Annotated in this window: 13 protein-coding genes; 10 read left to right on the top strand and 3 right to left on the bottom strand. The window is 57.9% G+C overall.

What is annotated here, in order from left to right; genetic code table 11:
- Positions 1–57: 57 nt before the first annotated feature.
- From B7L15_RS13270 to ybiO, 3 genes are all read left to right on the top strand, one after another.
- Complete coding sequence (locus B7L15_RS13270; RefSeq protein ID WP_085919435.1) at positions 58–882, top strand: IclR family transcriptional regulator domain-containing protein; 825 nt, start codon at positions 58–60, stop codon at positions 880–882.
- Complete coding sequence (locus B7L15_RS13265; RefSeq protein WP_085919434.1) at positions 882–1313, top strand: YqaA family protein; 432 nt, start codon at positions 882–884, stop codon at positions 1311–1313. Before B7L15_RS13270 ends, B7L15_RS13265 begins: the two co-directional genes overlap by 1 nt.
- Positions 1314–1434: 121 nt before the next feature.
- Positions 1435–3825, top strand: a complete 2391-nt coding sequence (gene ybiO / locus B7L15_RS13260; RefSeq protein WP_085919433.1) for a mechanosensitive channel protein — start codon at positions 1435–1437, stop codon at positions 3823–3825.
- 57 nt (positions 3826–3882) lie between these two features.
- Here the strand turns inward: ybiO and B7L15_RS13255 are convergent, their stop codons facing one another.
- A complete protein-coding gene (locus B7L15_RS13255; protein WP_085919432.1) occupies positions 3883–4629 on the bottom strand; it encodes an SDR family oxidoreductase in 747 nt (248 codons plus the stop codon).
- A 157-nt stretch (positions 4630–4786) separates the two neighbouring features.
- Between B7L15_RS13255 and folK the strand changes: the two genes are divergently transcribed.
- Positions 4787–5212, top strand: a complete 426-nt coding sequence (folK, locus tag B7L15_RS13250) for a 2-amino-4-hydroxy-6-hydroxymethyldihydropteridine diphosphokinase (RefSeq protein WP_085919431.1) — start codon at positions 4787–4789, stop codon at positions 5210–5212.
- A gap of 93 nt (positions 5213–5305) precedes the next feature.
- Entirely contained in the window at positions 5306–6127 is an 822-nt protein-coding gene (locus tag B7L15_RS13245; RefSeq protein WP_085919430.1) for a flagellin N-terminal helical domain-containing protein, read from the top strand.
- Positions 6128–6130: 3 nt separating this feature from the next.
- On the opposite strand, the gene B7L15_RS13240 is transcribed toward B7L15_RS13245, so the two are convergent.
- Positions 6131–7690: a BCCT family transporter gene (locus tag B7L15_RS13240; protein ID WP_176243690.1), complete on the bottom strand. Its 1560-nt coding sequence runs from the start codon at positions 7688–7690 to the stop codon at positions 6131–6133.
- Between the two features lie 171 nt (positions 7691–7861).
- Positions 7862–8614, bottom strand: coding sequence for a DUF481 domain-containing protein (locus B7L15_RS13235; RefSeq protein ID WP_085919428.1), 753 nt, complete (start codon positions 8612–8614; stop codon positions 7862–7864).
- Positions 8615–8736: 122 nt separating this feature from the next.
- Between B7L15_RS13235 and B7L15_RS13230 the strand changes: the two genes are divergently transcribed.
- The 5 genes from B7L15_RS13230 (at position 8737) to B7L15_RS13210 (ending at position 14404) form a co-directional block, all read left to right on the top strand.
- Positions 8737–10434 carry an ATP-binding protein gene (locus tag B7L15_RS13230; RefSeq protein WP_085919427.1) on the top strand — a complete coding sequence of 566 codons (1698 nt, stop codon included), beginning with the start codon at positions 8737–8739 and terminating at the stop codon, positions 10432–10434.
- A gap of 58 nt (positions 10435–10492) precedes the next feature.
- Positions 10493–11224, top strand: coding sequence for a response regulator (locus tag B7L15_RS13225; RefSeq protein ID WP_085919426.1), 732 nt, complete (start codon positions 10493–10495; stop codon positions 11222–11224).
- A 200-nt stretch (positions 11225–11424) separates the two neighbouring features.
- Positions 11425–12426, top strand: coding sequence for a Bug family tripartite tricarboxylate transporter substrate binding protein (locus tag B7L15_RS13220; RefSeq protein WP_176243689.1), 1002 nt, complete (start codon positions 11425–11427; stop codon positions 12424–12426).
- Positions 12426–12878 carry a tripartite tricarboxylate transporter TctB family protein gene (locus B7L15_RS13215; RefSeq protein ID WP_176243693.1) on the top strand — a complete coding sequence of 151 codons (453 nt, stop codon included), beginning with the start codon at positions 12426–12428 and terminating at the stop codon, positions 12876–12878. The genes B7L15_RS13220 and B7L15_RS13215 overlap by 1 nt, the downstream gene beginning before the upstream one ends.
- On the top strand, positions 12878–14404 hold the full coding sequence (locus B7L15_RS13210) for a tripartite tricarboxylate transporter permease (RefSeq protein WP_085919424.1): 1527 nt from the start codon (positions 12878–12880) through the stop codon (positions 14402–14404). Before B7L15_RS13215 ends, B7L15_RS13210 begins: the two co-directional genes overlap by 1 nt.
- Positions 14405–14725: the final 321 nt, after the last annotated feature.

The following is a 14725-nucleotide window of genomic DNA, read 5'->3' as shown; positions in this document are numbered from 1 at the left end:
TTTGCGCCTACCTATAAGTAGAGGTGCCTTCAGGAGAGCTTTTCAGGAGAGAGCCAGGTGAGTGACGTAAAGCGCAGGACCGTTGGCCGCCCGGCCAATTCGGCCAAAGCAGGCGGTGGGCACAGCCAGTCGTTGGTGCGTGGGTTAAATCTGTTGGAGTACCTGGCCAGCAGTCCCGAGGGTTTGGCGCTTTCCGCCCTGGCGGAAATGGCCGATCTCGCGCCTTCGACAACCCACCGATTGCTTCAGGCGCTGCAGAGTCAGGGCTTCGTCACTCAGGAGAATGAACAGGGCCTGTGGCGTATTGATGTCAAGACGTTCCGCATCGGTAACAGCTTTCTCGAAGCGCGGGACGTGGTCGCCACCAGTCGTCCGTTTTTACGTCGCCTGACAGCCGAGACCGGCGAAACCGCCAACCTGGGCATCCGCGATGCTGATACGGCGGTGTTTCTTGCCCAGCACGAGTCGCCGCAGATGATGCGCATGATTACCCGGCTAGGCTCGCGGGCGCCCTTGCACGCCTCCGGTGTCGGCAAGGCCCTGCTGGCCTGGATGCCTGACGACGAACGCGCCCAACTGCTCGCTAAAGGTGAATTGCCCCGGGTGACCGAAAACACCCTTTACCAGCCCGACACCCTGCTCGACGAGATGCATTGCATTCGTGACCAGGGTTTTGCCTGTGACCGTGAAGAGCATGCGATTGGCTTGCACTGTGTAGCAGCATGCGTCAATGACGAGCACGGCATGCCGTTGGCGGCCATTTCGGTGTCAGGCCCCGTGGCGCGTATCCCTGAGGCTCGGCTACTGGAGCTGGGCGCGCTGGTGCGCCGCGTGGCGGATGAGATTACGCTGCAGTTGGGTGGTCAACTTCCCGCGTCCTGATGCTGAGCCTTTTTTGGATAGCGCTGCTCAGCGCTACGTTATTGCCTGGCGGGTCGGAAGTCTGGCTCGCGCGACAATGGTGTCAGGGCCAGCCGGTCCTGGCATTATGGTGCGTCGCCACCGCTGGCAATACGCTGGGCAGCCTGGTCAATGTAGCCTTGGGCCGTTACGCACGGCGCTTTCAGGACCGTCGTTGGTTTCCGGCTTCCCCCGCGCAGCTGGCCCGTGCCGAACGTTGGTACCAGCGTGTTGGTGAAGCGAGCCTGCTGTTGTCCTGGCTGCCGATCATTGGTGATCCGTTGACCGTCGTGGCCGGCATATTACGCTTGCCCTGGTGGCGCGCGCTGGCATGGATACTGGTCGCAAAAGGTGCCCGCTATGCACTGATACTCGGTTTGGCAGCGTCCTGGCTCGAGCCTTTGTGCAGGTAATCATGTTAAGCTCAATATCCTATACAATGCTTATATGTTCCTTGGCATGTATGATTAGTCGAAACAATTAGCTCAGCCGTCAGGTTGATGCAACGACTCACCATCAAAGGGAGGTTACGGTGTGACGCCACTACGTTTATTACCCTGTCTCAGCGTCTGGCTGCTAGCGCTGATGACGCTGTTTGCTGCGCCCGTGTTTGCGCAAAGCAGTACACCAAGTGAAGGTGGCAGCGACGGGGCAGAGACCACTGAACCACAGTCCTATGAATCCCTGGCGAACTTACTCGAAGACGAGCAGGCTCGCCAGGAACTCATCGACTTGCTACGCAGCCAGGCGTCCGAGGTGGCCGAGTCATCGGAGCTACCCGGGGGCGCTGCCCAGGGCAGTGATATCGCCCCCGAGGATGTGTCGCTGCCGCGCCAACTGGCTCAACTGACCAGCAATGTTGTCGGCGAAGTCGGCGGCCAGTTCGAACAACTAGTGCTGCTGGTGCGTGGCCTCTTTGTCGGTGGTGGCGAGAGCGTCTTCGACATGGCGGTATTCATGTCCGCGGCGATCAATCTTGGTATCGTGATTGCCGCCACCTTCGCCATGTTTATGGTGTTTCGACGCGTGGCGAAGCCGTTGTTCACTAAAATCAGTGGCTGGTCCCAGCAGGGCGCCGGGCTGACGCCCGTGCTGCGTTTGATTGTTTGCGTGGCGATTGCCGCCGTGATTGATGTGCTGCTGGTGGCGCTTGCCTATGTCGGCGGTAATCTTGTTGCCACCTTTGCGGTCGGTGAAGTTGGCGACCTCTCCACTCGGGCATCCCTGTTTCTCAACGCCTTTTTAATCATTGAGCTCTTGAAAGCCGCAGTGCGGATGCTGTTTTCCTCGCGCTACGAAGGGTTGCGACTGTTGCCGATTTCAGCGCAGGAAGCCTCCTACTGGAACCGTTGGTTAGCCCGCCTGATTGGCATGGTGGGATACGGCCTGATGGTCGTGGTCCCGCTGGTCAATTTCTATGTGTCGGCAGCCATTGGTCAGGCGGTCGGTACCTTGATCATGCTGCTGGCGTTCATTTATGCCGTGGCGGTGGTGCTGAAAAACCGCGTGCGCCTGCGCGACAACCTGAATACCGTCGGTGCACGCTCGACACTAGCCGCCAGCCGTGTGTCTCTTCAGCTGTTCGCCCGCACTTGGCACCTGTTCGCGCTGCTCTACTTCCTGATGGTGTTGGTGCTGACGCTGGTTCGTCCAGGCGATGCCTTGCCGTTTGTGCTGTTTGCGACACTGAAAACGCTGGCAGCGGTCGTCGCGGGCCTCTTGGTGTCGTCGTTCCTGACGCAAACCATTGGCCGCCGCATTCAGCTCTCGCCTGACATGCGCCGCAAGCTGCCGCTGTTGGAAAAGCGTCTTAATCGCTACGTGCCCAATGCGCTGCGTATTCTGCGCACGGTGATTGTGGTAACGGTCATCATGGTGGTGCTGGATGCCTGGGGCGCGTTCGATCTGGCCGCCTGGTATGCCTCTGAAGCCGGAGCTGGCCTGGTTAGCAAGTTAATCAGCGTGGCCATTATACTTATCGTTGCGATCGGCGCGTGGCTGGGGCTTGCCAGTCTGATCGAACACAAGCTCAATCCGGATACCGGAGTAGGCGAGCCCACCGCACGGGCAAAAACGCTGCTCAGCCTGTTCCGCAACGCACTGGCCATTGCCATGGTGACCATCACCGGCATGATCGTGCTGTCGGAGATCGGCATCAATATCGGCCCGCTGATTGCGGGTGCCGGTGTGCTTGGCCTGGCAATTGGTTTCGGTGCGCAAAAACTGGTTCAGGATGTCATCACCGGCGTCTTCATCCAGGTGGAAAACGCCATGAATACCGGCGATGTGGTCACCGTTGGCGGCATTACCGGCACGGCGGAAAAACTCAGTATCCGCTCGGTGGGTATCCGTGATCTTAGCGGCACCTTCCATATCGTGCCGTTCTCCAGCGTCGATACGGTCTCCAACTACATGCGCGAGTTCGGTAACCACGTCGGCGAGTACGGCATTGCCTATCGCGAAAGTATTGACGATGCGATCGAGCAACTAAAAGTCGCGTTCGAGGACCTCAAGGCCAGCGAAGAGCATGGCCACAAGCTGCTCGAAGACATGACCGTTGCCGGGGTCATCGCGCTGGCGGATAGCTCGGTCAATATCCGTGTGGTGATCAAGACCACGCCGGGCGACCAGTGGGCGGTTGGGCGTGCGTATAACCGTTTCGTCAAGCTGCGCTTTGATGAAGCCGGTATCGAAATACCCTTCCCGCATACCACGCTGTACTTCGGCGAAAACAAGGACGGTAGCGCACCGCCCGCGAACGTCCGGGTTATCGACTCCACCGCCGAGGAAACAGACGGCAAGCAGGCTCCCCGTCAGGACGCTGGAGAACAACAACCGGCCTCTCATCAGGATGTGCAGCAAGCGTCGGACTCGGATCACATCAAGCCCGACCACGACGACGTTGATACGCCTGACGGGCGCTAAACGCCGCATCGTAATACGCAAAGGGGCTGCCATCGGGCAGCCCCTTTGCTTTGCGGGTTACCCCGGATAGTTTTCCGAGTGACGCCCTTCCACATTGATGGATTCGCCGCCGTCGACAAATAGAATCTGCCCGGCGACAAAGTCGTTGTTGAGCAGGTAATGCAACGCCTGCACGAGATGGTCGGGTTCGCCTTGTTGCTTGACGGGGATCCCGTCGATGCGCCAGTCGATGTAGTCGCTGGTACGCTGGGAGGCGGGTAGCACGACGCCCGGCGCGATGCCGTTCACCCGGATGCGGGGGGCAAACTCCAGCGCCGCCATGCGTGTCATCTCCGCCAGACTCTTTTTGGACAGCAAATAGGCGGCGTAGGGGTACTGGTGGTAGGCCACCTTGTTGTCGATGATATTGATCACCTGGCCCGTGTCGACAGCGCTTGCAAAGTGCCGGGTTAACAATAGTGGGGTAAACAGATTCACCCGGAACTGGGTTTCCAGCATCTCAAGGTCGGTCTCGGCAAGGGGCGCGGGCGTGTAGGCGGATGCGCTGTTGAGCAGGACGCTCAGCTTTGGGAATCGCTGTGTTACCTGCTCGATCAGTCGGCCCACATCGCCGTGCAAGAAATCGCAGCTGAATAGCTCGCAATCCCGACCTTTTGCGCGGATGCCTTCGGCGACTTCCTCTGCCTCATCGCGGGAGCGGTTTACGTGCAGCGCGATGTCATAGCCCGCGTCAGCCAGTGATTCGGCAAAATGACGTCCCAGGCGCGTTGCCCCGCCGGTAACCAATGCGGCCGGTGTACTCATTGAACAATCCTCGTCGTGATAGGGTGCTTGATCGGTGTAGGATGACATGACTGTCTGCGTGAGGGCAGCGTTTGTCAATAAATTGTACAGTACTTGCACAAACGGTGCAGAACGTTAGGCTTGGGTTTTATCGGCGCTTCGCTCAAGGATGGATAACATGTCTCAATCACGTTTATATGCCCAACCCGATACCTCGCTTCACGAATGCGTCATTTCGCTGGGCTCCAATATAGAGCCCGAGCGGCACGCGGCCGAGGCACTGGATATCCTTTGCCAAGAGTGTGAAATGGTCGGCCGCTCCCGTGAAATCGTTACCACGCCGGTCGGCTACCAGCAGCAGCCCAACTTTCTCAACGCGGCCTTACTGGTGCGCACGCGCTTATCGATGAGTGACTTTCGTGCCTACCTGAAAGGTGTGGAAGATCGCCTCGGCCGGGTTCGTGGCCCGATCAAGTCGGGGCCGAGGACCATGGATCTGGACATTGTTGCCTGGGATGGCGAGCTGGTGGATGAGGGCTATCTTGAGCACGATTATGTGCGGGTCCCCGTTGATGAGTTGCTGTCGGCAGTGGAGCGCAAATAAATCCTTCCTTGGGGCTAACGCCGGGTACTAAACGGCCGATAAGTAATATTCCTGGCTGTTTCCTTTAAGCGCTGTGCCGCTTGGGAGAAATCGGTGGTAAGCCTCAAAACCAATATCAGTTCCTTGCTTACTCTTCAGCACCTGCGGAGTAGCCAGCAGTCGATGCAAACCGCCATGCAGCGGCTTTCGTCCGGCCTGCGCATCAATAGTGCCAAGGATGATCCTGCTGGCCAGGCGATTGCCAACCGCATGACAGCACAAATCAAGGGCATGACCCAGGCGATTCGCAACACCAACGATGGCATATCAATGGTGCAGACAGCGGAAGGCTCGCTAAATCAGGTTAACGACAACCTGCAACGCATCCGCGAGCTGAGCGTGCAAGCAGCGAACGGCACCAACTCTTCCGACGACCTGGTTTCTATCCAAGACGAAATCGATCAGCGTTTAGAAGAGATTGATCGCATTGCCGGGCAGAGTAATTTCAACGGCATAGGGCTGATTGACGAGCCAAAGTCGTTAAACATCCAGGTGGGTGCTAACGATGGCAGTAGCATCGCAGTACGTTTTGAAGGGATGGGGTTGCAGGCCCTGGGCCTGGAAGGCTTTAGTATTCTTGATGACGGTAGTGCCACCGAAGAGCCGCTAGCGACCCTGGATGACGCTATCAAGCGCGTAGACCGTCAGCGCAGCTATATGGGGGCCGTGCAGAATCGCTTTGAAAGCGTGATCGACGGGCTTAATACCAATATTATCAACACGTCCGCCGCCCGGTCGCGCATTCAGGATGCTGATTACGCCAAGGAAGTTTCAAATCTGGTGCGCGCTCAGATCCTTCAGCAGGTAGGCATCGCTATTTTGGCCCAGGCCAACCAGCAGCCGCAGATGATTCTGCGACTGCTGGAAGGGCTCTAGTGGCTACTTAATAATGCCCTGCTCACGCGCCATGGCATACGCAGCCTTGGGGCCGTGCCATAAAGTGGGCAGCAGGATCAGCGACACGGGAATGGCGGTGATCACGATAAACTGCTGTAGCGCACTGATTTGCCCGGCGCCCATGTTCAGCAATATCGCCGCCATCAGGGCCATGGCGATCCCCCAGAAGGCGCGGATGTAAGGGTTGGGGTCATCGTGACCAGCGCCCACGACGGCGATGGCGTAGCTCATCGAGTCACCGGTGGTCGCCACGAAAATGGTCGTTAACAGCAAGATCGCCAACGCCATCCAGGTACCGCCGGGAAGTGCTTGAGCGACGGTCAGCGTGGCCACGTCAAACTGGAAGTTGTTCAGCGCTTCGGTCAGCTCGATGGCACCGCTGAGCTGATAGTAGATGCCCGAGCCGCCAAGCAGGGTAAACCACACGCTGGTGGCAATCGGCGCGATAACGGCGACGGCGACAATCATCTGGCGAATGGTGCGGCCACGGGAAATGCGCGCCACGAAAATGGCCATCAGCGGCGCATAGCCGATGAACCAGGCAAAGAAGAACACCGTCCACCACTGCATCCACCAGTCGGGCGCGGTGTCCGCCGTCGTGGTTGCCATGGTGAAGAACTCGCTCACATAGGTGCCCAGCCCTGCCACATAGCTGTTGGTCAGGAACAGGGTCGGGCCGAAGATAAAGATGACCGCACCAATCGTGAGCGCCAGCAGCACGTTGAACCGACTGAGTAGCTGAATGCCTTTATGGACACCGCTCATTGAGGACAGCACGTAAATGCTGCCCAGCGCCGCAAGAATGATCAACTGGCCGGTATAGCCTTCCGGCAGACCAAATAGCTCGTGTAAACCAAAACTGACCTGGGTCGCCAGAAAACCGATCGGCCCCACGGTGCCTGCCACCAGGGCAATCACACAGCACGCATCGATAATGCCGCCCAGCGGCCCACGTAGCAGACGCTCACCAAATACCGGGTACAGCAGGGTGCGGGGCTGAAGCGGCTGGCCTTTCACATAGTGGGCATGCGCCAGTACCACCGCCGAAAGCGACCCGAGTACCGCCCAGGCCAAAAAACCCCAATGGTTGAATGATTGGGCGAGTGCGTTTGCCACGGCTTCTGGCGTGCCGGCTTCGCTGTCGAACGCGGGAGGGGTGACCACAAAGTGATAAACCGGCTCGCCTGCTGCGAAAAACACCCCGCCACCGGCCAGCAAGGTGCACAGAATGATTGATAGCCACTTGAAGGTACTCATTTCCGGCGCATCGAGGTTGCCGATTTTGGCGTTGGCGGCGGGGGTAAAGGCCAGGCCAATGGCAATCAAGAAGGTGGCGATCAGCAGCAGTTGAAAGTAGGTTCCAAATACCCGCGCTGTCCAGGCGAAGCCGGTACTGATGCTGTTGGCAACGAGGTCGACATCGTAAAGTGATAGACCAATAAAGGCCACGATAAAGCCGATGCTGAGCAGCAGCACCAGAGGATCACCGAGGGCGCGTAGACCACTTCGTGGCATCGCGTCTTGAGTTGATTGTGTCGTCATGAGAGTCCGTTTGGGAATTGGGCAAGATGGTCGTCAAACTTAACAGCTTGCCGCGTTGAAAAGTGGGAAAAAAAAAGCGCCATTCATGGAATGGCGCTAGGACAGGAAACTGAGCACATTGTAACGTCTTTATAGACCAACGTCTAACACGGCTTGCTGCATTATGGTGCGCTACCAGTGGAAAAGCAGCGACGCGCTGGTGGTGGTGTCGCTGCGTTTGTCGGCATCGTCAGGGGGCTCTGAATTGTGTTTGATCTCGTAGGAGAGGCGGAGCGAAAGCTTTGAGTTCAGCCGTGTCGTCAGGGCGGTGAGCGAGCGCGAGGTGACATTCTGGCGCGTGTATTCCAGCGACGCTTCCTGACGGATATCGGCGTAGTCGGCAAATTCCCAGCGATAATCGATGGCCGAATAGGCAACGCCCAGGCGCTCATTACCGTGCTCGCGGAGCCGGTCGTGGCGGTAGCCCGGGCCGGCTTCCAGCGACAGCGTATGACGCTCGTTGTCGAGGATCTGCCGCCCGTAGCCGCCAATCGCGCTGAGCTGCTGATCGTAACCGGCAAAGCGATCTTTTTCCCAACGGGCAAAGCCAAACAGGTAATGGGGCCCGTTGAAGTCGTAGCGTTCGCGGGCCGCCAGCAGGTACTGTTCGGCGGCAGTGTCGTCTTCCTTGCTGACGTGGCGCACTTCGCCGCGCAGCGAGTGGGTCAAATCGCCCGTCAACCATTGCAAGCGGGTTTTGCCGATGAGCGTTTCACTGTTGGTATTGCCCGTGAGGCGGTTGTAGCCCAATTCAGAGTCGCCGCTGAAAACGGGGGTATCGTCGGACGGAGGGTCAGGGGCGTAAAAGGGGCTTGCAATGGCTGACGCGCTCCAGAGAACACCCAGTAAAATGGCCACTCCCTTTCCCCAATCCTTCGCTAGCATACCGCTCTCCCTGATCTGGCAGTGCAAGGCCTGTTACCTGTCCAGTTGACCAAAGCAGCGAAGTTTAACGCCCTCTGCATGCGCATGCCATAATGAGGCCGTTACCGCTTGTGAGTGCCGTCATGCCATCCTCCCGCCCGAACAAAACATTAGCTGAGTTGCAACGCTGGCGTCGAACGCGCTCCAGGCGGCGCTGGTACAAACGCAGCTTTCGCCTTCAGGTCATGCTGCTTGTCGGTCTTTTGCTGGCGGGCATGCTGTTGGCACAAGGCACCTATCTGAATCACCGTAAAGCCGAGATCATCAGCACGCAAATGGGGGAGCGGGCCTTGGCGGTAGCCAAGACGGTGGCCTCAATGCCCGCACTTATCGATGCCTTTGACGATGACAATCCCGCAAGCGTGATACAGCCGCTGGCCGAACGCGTGCGTCGTGAAACCGGCGCGCGGTACGTGGTGGTCGGTAATAACCAAAGCGTGCGCTATTCGCATCCGGTGCCCGAGCGTATCGGCTTGACCATGGTAGGCGGCGATAACGCGCGGGCGCTTGAAGGAGGCGAGTCCTATGTATCGGAAGCGACCGGTACATTGGGGTCCGCCATGCGCGGTAAAACGCCGGTGCGCGATGAAGCGGGGAATATCATCGGCATTGTCTCGGTCGGCTTCATGCTTGATCGCGTCGCAATGGATATCGCTCGCTATAACAGCCTGGGCTGGTCATTGGTGGCGCTGATGATCGTGCTGGGGTTTGCCGGTGCCTATTGGCTCTCCCAGCATCTAAAGCGTGTCATTCTGGGGTTGGAGCCCTACGAAATTGCCCGTCTGGCGATGGAGAAAGAGGCCATCCTGCAATCGATACACGAGGGTATCCTGGCGGTGAACCGCGAAGGCCAGATTACGCTGGTGAACCAACAGGCTCGGTGGTTCCTGGGGTTGGCCGACGAGCATATTCTCCTCGGCCAGCCGATCCGCGAGGTGGTTCCCAATTCGCGGCTCCAGGAAGTGCTTAAGTACGGTCAGCAGGAGTTCGACCAGCAAATGTGGCTGGGGGATCATCCGGTGGTGGTTAACCGCGTGCCGATTGTCCACGAGGGCGAGATCGAGGGAGCGGTGGCGACATTTCGCAGCCGTCGGGAGATTGTCGATCTATCCCAGGCGCTGACCCAGGCTAGCCGCGATGTCGACATGCTGCGCGCCCAGGCGCACGAGTTTTCCAATAAGCTCTACACCATTTCCGGCTTGCTGCAGCTCGAGCGCATTGATGAGGCGCTGACGTTGATCCACCAGGAAACCAAGCGCGCTCAGGCGCAGATGAGCTTCTTGATGCGTAACGTCGTCGATACCGTTTTGAGCGGTACCCTGATGGGCAAACTGACCCGTGCCAGGGAACTGGGCGTAACGCTGGATATTGATGAACAAAGCTCACTTAGCCGCCCGCTAACGCCGACCGGGCAGGAAGTGATGATGAGTGTGGTGGGTAACCTGCTGGATAACGCCTGCTACGCAGCCCTGCATGGGCCGAATGACCCGCCACGGGTACGCTTGTTTTTCACCGACCTGGGCGAGCAATTGCTCATTGAAGTGGAGGATAACGGGCCTGGTGTTGTCCCTGAGCATGTCGAGTCGATTTTTAGCGAAGGCTTCTCGACCAAAACCGGTCAGCATCAGGGACTAGGCCTGGCGCTGGTGGCGCGACTGTGTCGCCAGCATGGTGGCACGGTCACCCTGGAAGACAGCGAACTCGGCGGTGCCTGCTTTATCGCGGTGCTGGACCGCTCACTATGTGCCGACGGTGACGCGTCATCGTCCGTGATAAGCTAACCGGCGCAGATTCTTACAATGACAACTAATGGCCTGTAATTCGGTTAAAGGAAGCCTTATGTCGGCGCACGAGTACGGTATTTTGGTGGTAGAAGATGACTTTCGCATTGCCGATATCCACCGCGCTTTTATCGAGCAAAGCGAGGGTTTTCATGTTGTCGGCATGGCCCGCAACGCCGCTGAAACCAATGCCCTGATGGCCGAGCAAGGCCAGCACGTGCAGTTGATCTTGCTGGATGCTTATCTGCCCGATGTGGAAGGGCTGGAGCTGCTATGGGCGCTGCGTCGTGATTACGTACAGGTGGATATTGTCATGGTCACCGCCGCCCGTGAGGTGGATACCATTAGCGAGGCGCTGCGCGGCGGTGTTTTTGATTACCTTATCAAACCCATTGAAGCCGGTCGTATGCAGCAGATGCTGGCGCGCTTTCGCCGAGAGCGCGAGGCATTGGCCAGCCGCGCGGAGATGAATCAAGCCGAGCTTGACCAGGTGCTGGCCCGCGCAACGCCTGTTGAACCCAACGTCCCCAGTGGGCGAAGCCTGCCAAAAGGTATCGACCGCCTGACGTTACGTTCGGTGATTGAGGCGCTCAGGCAAGCGCATCAGCCGTTGGCTGCCACCCAGGTGGCACGGGGGATGGGAGCAAGCCGTTCCACGGCACGCCGCTACTTAGAGTTTTTGGTCTCAGTGCAAGTGGTAGACGCCGAATTGGGCTATGGTGATGTAGGTAGACCCGAACGCCGTTACCGTTTGCGGGCCGGTGCCAATGGTTGGCTTGAGGGCCTTTAATCAGGAACAAAAACGAAGCGGTTTAAACGTCCTGACAGCACCGTGAGCAAAATGAACACAATGCGCAGAATGCTTTTTTTGTGCTTAATGTTCACAAGCTTGTCGCCCGGGTCTGCTTTCTTCTAACGTTCACAGCGTGAAGTGCTATGCATCACGACAACACGCTCACTACAACAACAGTTTGAAACGTGGAGAACGCTATGACTCTCAAGTCTTCCTTGAAGTACGTAACGCTGCTGGCTCTGCCGCTGGCCGCAATGACGACTTTTTCCAGCACTGCCGCTGCCTTCGAACCGGAAGGTAAAGTCGAGTGTATCGCGCCCTCTGACCCGGGCGGCGGTTGGGACTTTACCTGCCGTAGTGTCGGCAACGTGCTCCAGGAGCTCGACCTGGTGTCGGGTAACGTTCAGACCATCAATATGGCCGGTGCCGGTGGCGGTGTGGCTTACGGTCATACCATCAGCAAGCGCGCTGGCGATGAGGAGCTTCTCGTCGCGGCGTCTACGGCCACTACGACTCGCCTTGCCCAGGGTCAGTTCCCTGACATGACCGCGGACATGGTCAACTGGATTGGGGCGCTGGGCGCTGACTACGGCATCATCGCCGTCTCCGCCGATTCCGAATACGATGATCTCAATGAGCTGATGGATGCCCTTAAAGAGGATCCACGCAGCGTGAAGTTTGCTGGCGGGAGCGCCAAGGGCGGCTGGGATCACCTCAAGGTATTGATCGCGGCTCAGGCGGCCGAGGTCGAGAACCTGCCACGCATCGCTTACCTGTCTTACAACAATGGCGGCGAAGCACTGACCCAGGTGATCGGCGGCCACGTTGAAGCGTTCACCGGCGATATCACCGAGGCTCAAGGCTTCATGGAATCGGGTGATCTCAAGGTGTTAGCGGTACTGTCTGAAGAGCGCCTACCCGGTGACCTGTCTGATATTCCCACCGCACGCGAACAGGGCATTGATGCGCTGGGCCCCAACTGGCGCGGCTTCTATATGCCAGCGGATATCTCTGACGAAGCCAAGCAGTACTGGGTCGATGCCATGGATACCATCTATGCGAGCGATGAATGGAAGAACGTCATGCAGCAAAATGGCCTGATGCCTTTCCACATGAGCGCCGGTGAGTTCGAGACCTTCGTTAAAGACCAGATCAAAGATATCGAACAGCTGTCCACGGATATCGGGCTGATTCAGTGATGGTTTTCAATGATCGTATCTTTGGAATACTGATGATCGTCCTGGCCGTCGCGTACGGCTGGGGCGCCACTCAGTTTCCCGAACCGTTTGGCGGGTCCGAGGCGGTCGGCCCCGAGACATTTCCTCTGTTATTAGCCGTCGTATTGGGGCTGTCCAGCCTGTACATGGTCGTACGGCCGGATCCGGATAATGCCTGGCCATGGAGCCGTACCGGTATCGAACTGATCGTTGCGGTCGTGGTGCTGGTTCTGTATGCCATGCTGCTGCAACCGCTAGGCTTCATCATCAGCACCGCACTGGCTGTGGGGACTCTCTGCTGGCGCATGGGGTCACGCCCGGTCAAGGCTTATATCACTGGAGCGGTTTCCGGTGTGGTGGTGTACCTGGTATTCAGTTTTGCCCTCGATCTGGCGCTACCGCTAGGCATATTGTCGTTCTTGGAGGTGGGCTAATGGAAACGCTTGGCTTCTTGATGGACGGGTTTGGCGTCGCGCTGCAGCCCCATAACCTGATGTTTGCGCTGATCGGTGCCTTTTTGGGCACTTTGATCGGTGCCTTGCCAGGCCTTGGCCCGGCCAACGGGGTGGCGATCCTGATCCCGCTGGCCTTTACCCTCGGTCTGGCACCGGAAACCGCCCTCATCATGCTGACGTCGGTGTATGCCGGGGCGATGTATGGCGGGCGCATTTCCTCGATACTGCTCAATATTCCCGGTGACGAACCGGCGATGATGACCTGTCTTGATGGCTACCCGATGGCACAACAGGGCAAGGCGTCCGAGGCGTTGGCGATCTCTGCCGTTGCGTCCTTTATCGGTAGCCTGGTGGCCACCATAGGGCTGATTATATTGGCACCTCTGTTGGCAAAGTTCGCCTTGACCTTCGGGCCTGCCGAGTATTTCGCGCTCTTCCTGCTGGCGTTCGCAACCTTGGGCGGTATCACTGGCAAGAATCCAATGAAGACCGTTGTAGCAGCCGCCATCGGTTTGATGATTGCCACGGTGGGTATCGATTCCACCGGGGTACAGCGCTTTACGTTTGGAACGCTGGAACTCTACGAGGGCGTGGATTTCATCATTGCGATTGTGGGGCTGTTCGCCATTTCCGAGCTGTTGTTCTTCATCGAAGAGAAGGCCGGTGGTGGCAAGGAAAAAATGGCGGTCAACAAGCTCTCGCTCAAGTGGAAGGATATCCGAGAGATCCTGCCCTCCAGCTTTCGTGGTGGGGTGCTGGGCTTCATCGCTGGCGTGCTGCCAGGTGCCGGTGCGTCGCTGGGTAGCTTTATTGGTTATACCCTGGAAAAAAAGGTCGTGGGCAAGAAAGGCTACTTCGGCAAGGGTGATCCACGCGGTGTCGCAGGTCCCGAGGCCGGTAACAACGGTGCTTCAAGCGGCGCGCTGGTGCCCATGCTGACATTGGGTGTGCCGGGTAGCGGCACGACGGCGGTGCTGCTGGCGCTGCTGATTTCGCTGAACATCACGCCGGGCCCGCTGATGTTTACCCAGAATGCCGACATTGTCTGGGGCGTGATTGCCGCTCTCCTGGTGGGTAACTTCCTGCTGCTGATCCTGAACATTCCGATGGTGGGGATCTTCGTCAAGCTGCTGTCGGTACCGCCCATGTACCTGCTGCCGATCGTTACCATGATTGCCTTTGTCGGCATCTACTCGATCAGCAATACCGTCTTCGATCTCTACTTCATGGTGATCTTTGGCGTTGCCGGCTATCTGCTGCGTAAGCTTGAGATTCCCCTGGTGCCGATCATTCTCGGTCTGTTATTGGGGCCGGAGATGGAAAAGAACCTGCGCCACGCCATGGATATATCCGACGGTGACTGGACCATACTATGGAACAGCGGCCTGGCCATTGGCCTTTGGGTATTTGCCGGTCTGGGCTTGATCCTGCCCTATATTATTGGGCCCATCCTGCGCCGCCGGATGCGCAATCCCATCGAAGAGGGAGCGTCTGGCAGCGATTAATCCTGGAACGGATTCATCAACCCTGAAAAACGGGGCGTCGACGAGAGTCGGCGCCCCGTTTTTGCACGGTCACAGTGCATTGAGCGTTACTGGTGCATGATCAGCGTGCGCTCGCCGACAGCTGCTGCGCTATCTTGGTGCTCTTAGTCGTATTCTGGTTTTTTAGACTTATCTTAAGTTGCTGATTGTGCGTCCATAAGTTGCTTATGTGCCAATCTGGCGCAGCCCTTGCAAATTGTTTGTTGCTAGTGGACGTATACCAAGCTTTGTTGCTTGGCATACGACGCCAATAAACGAGCCCCCAGCATAAGGGGTGCAAGG

This window comes from Halomonas sp. CSM-2 (genome assembly GCF_002119345.1).
In the GTDB taxonomy this organism is placed as follows: Bacteria; Pseudomonadota; Gammaproteobacteria; order Pseudomonadales; family Halomonadaceae; genus Vreelandella; species Vreelandella janggokensis.
Note: the sequence above shows the minus strand (reverse complement) of the source record. Positions and strands in the feature narration are given on the sequence as shown.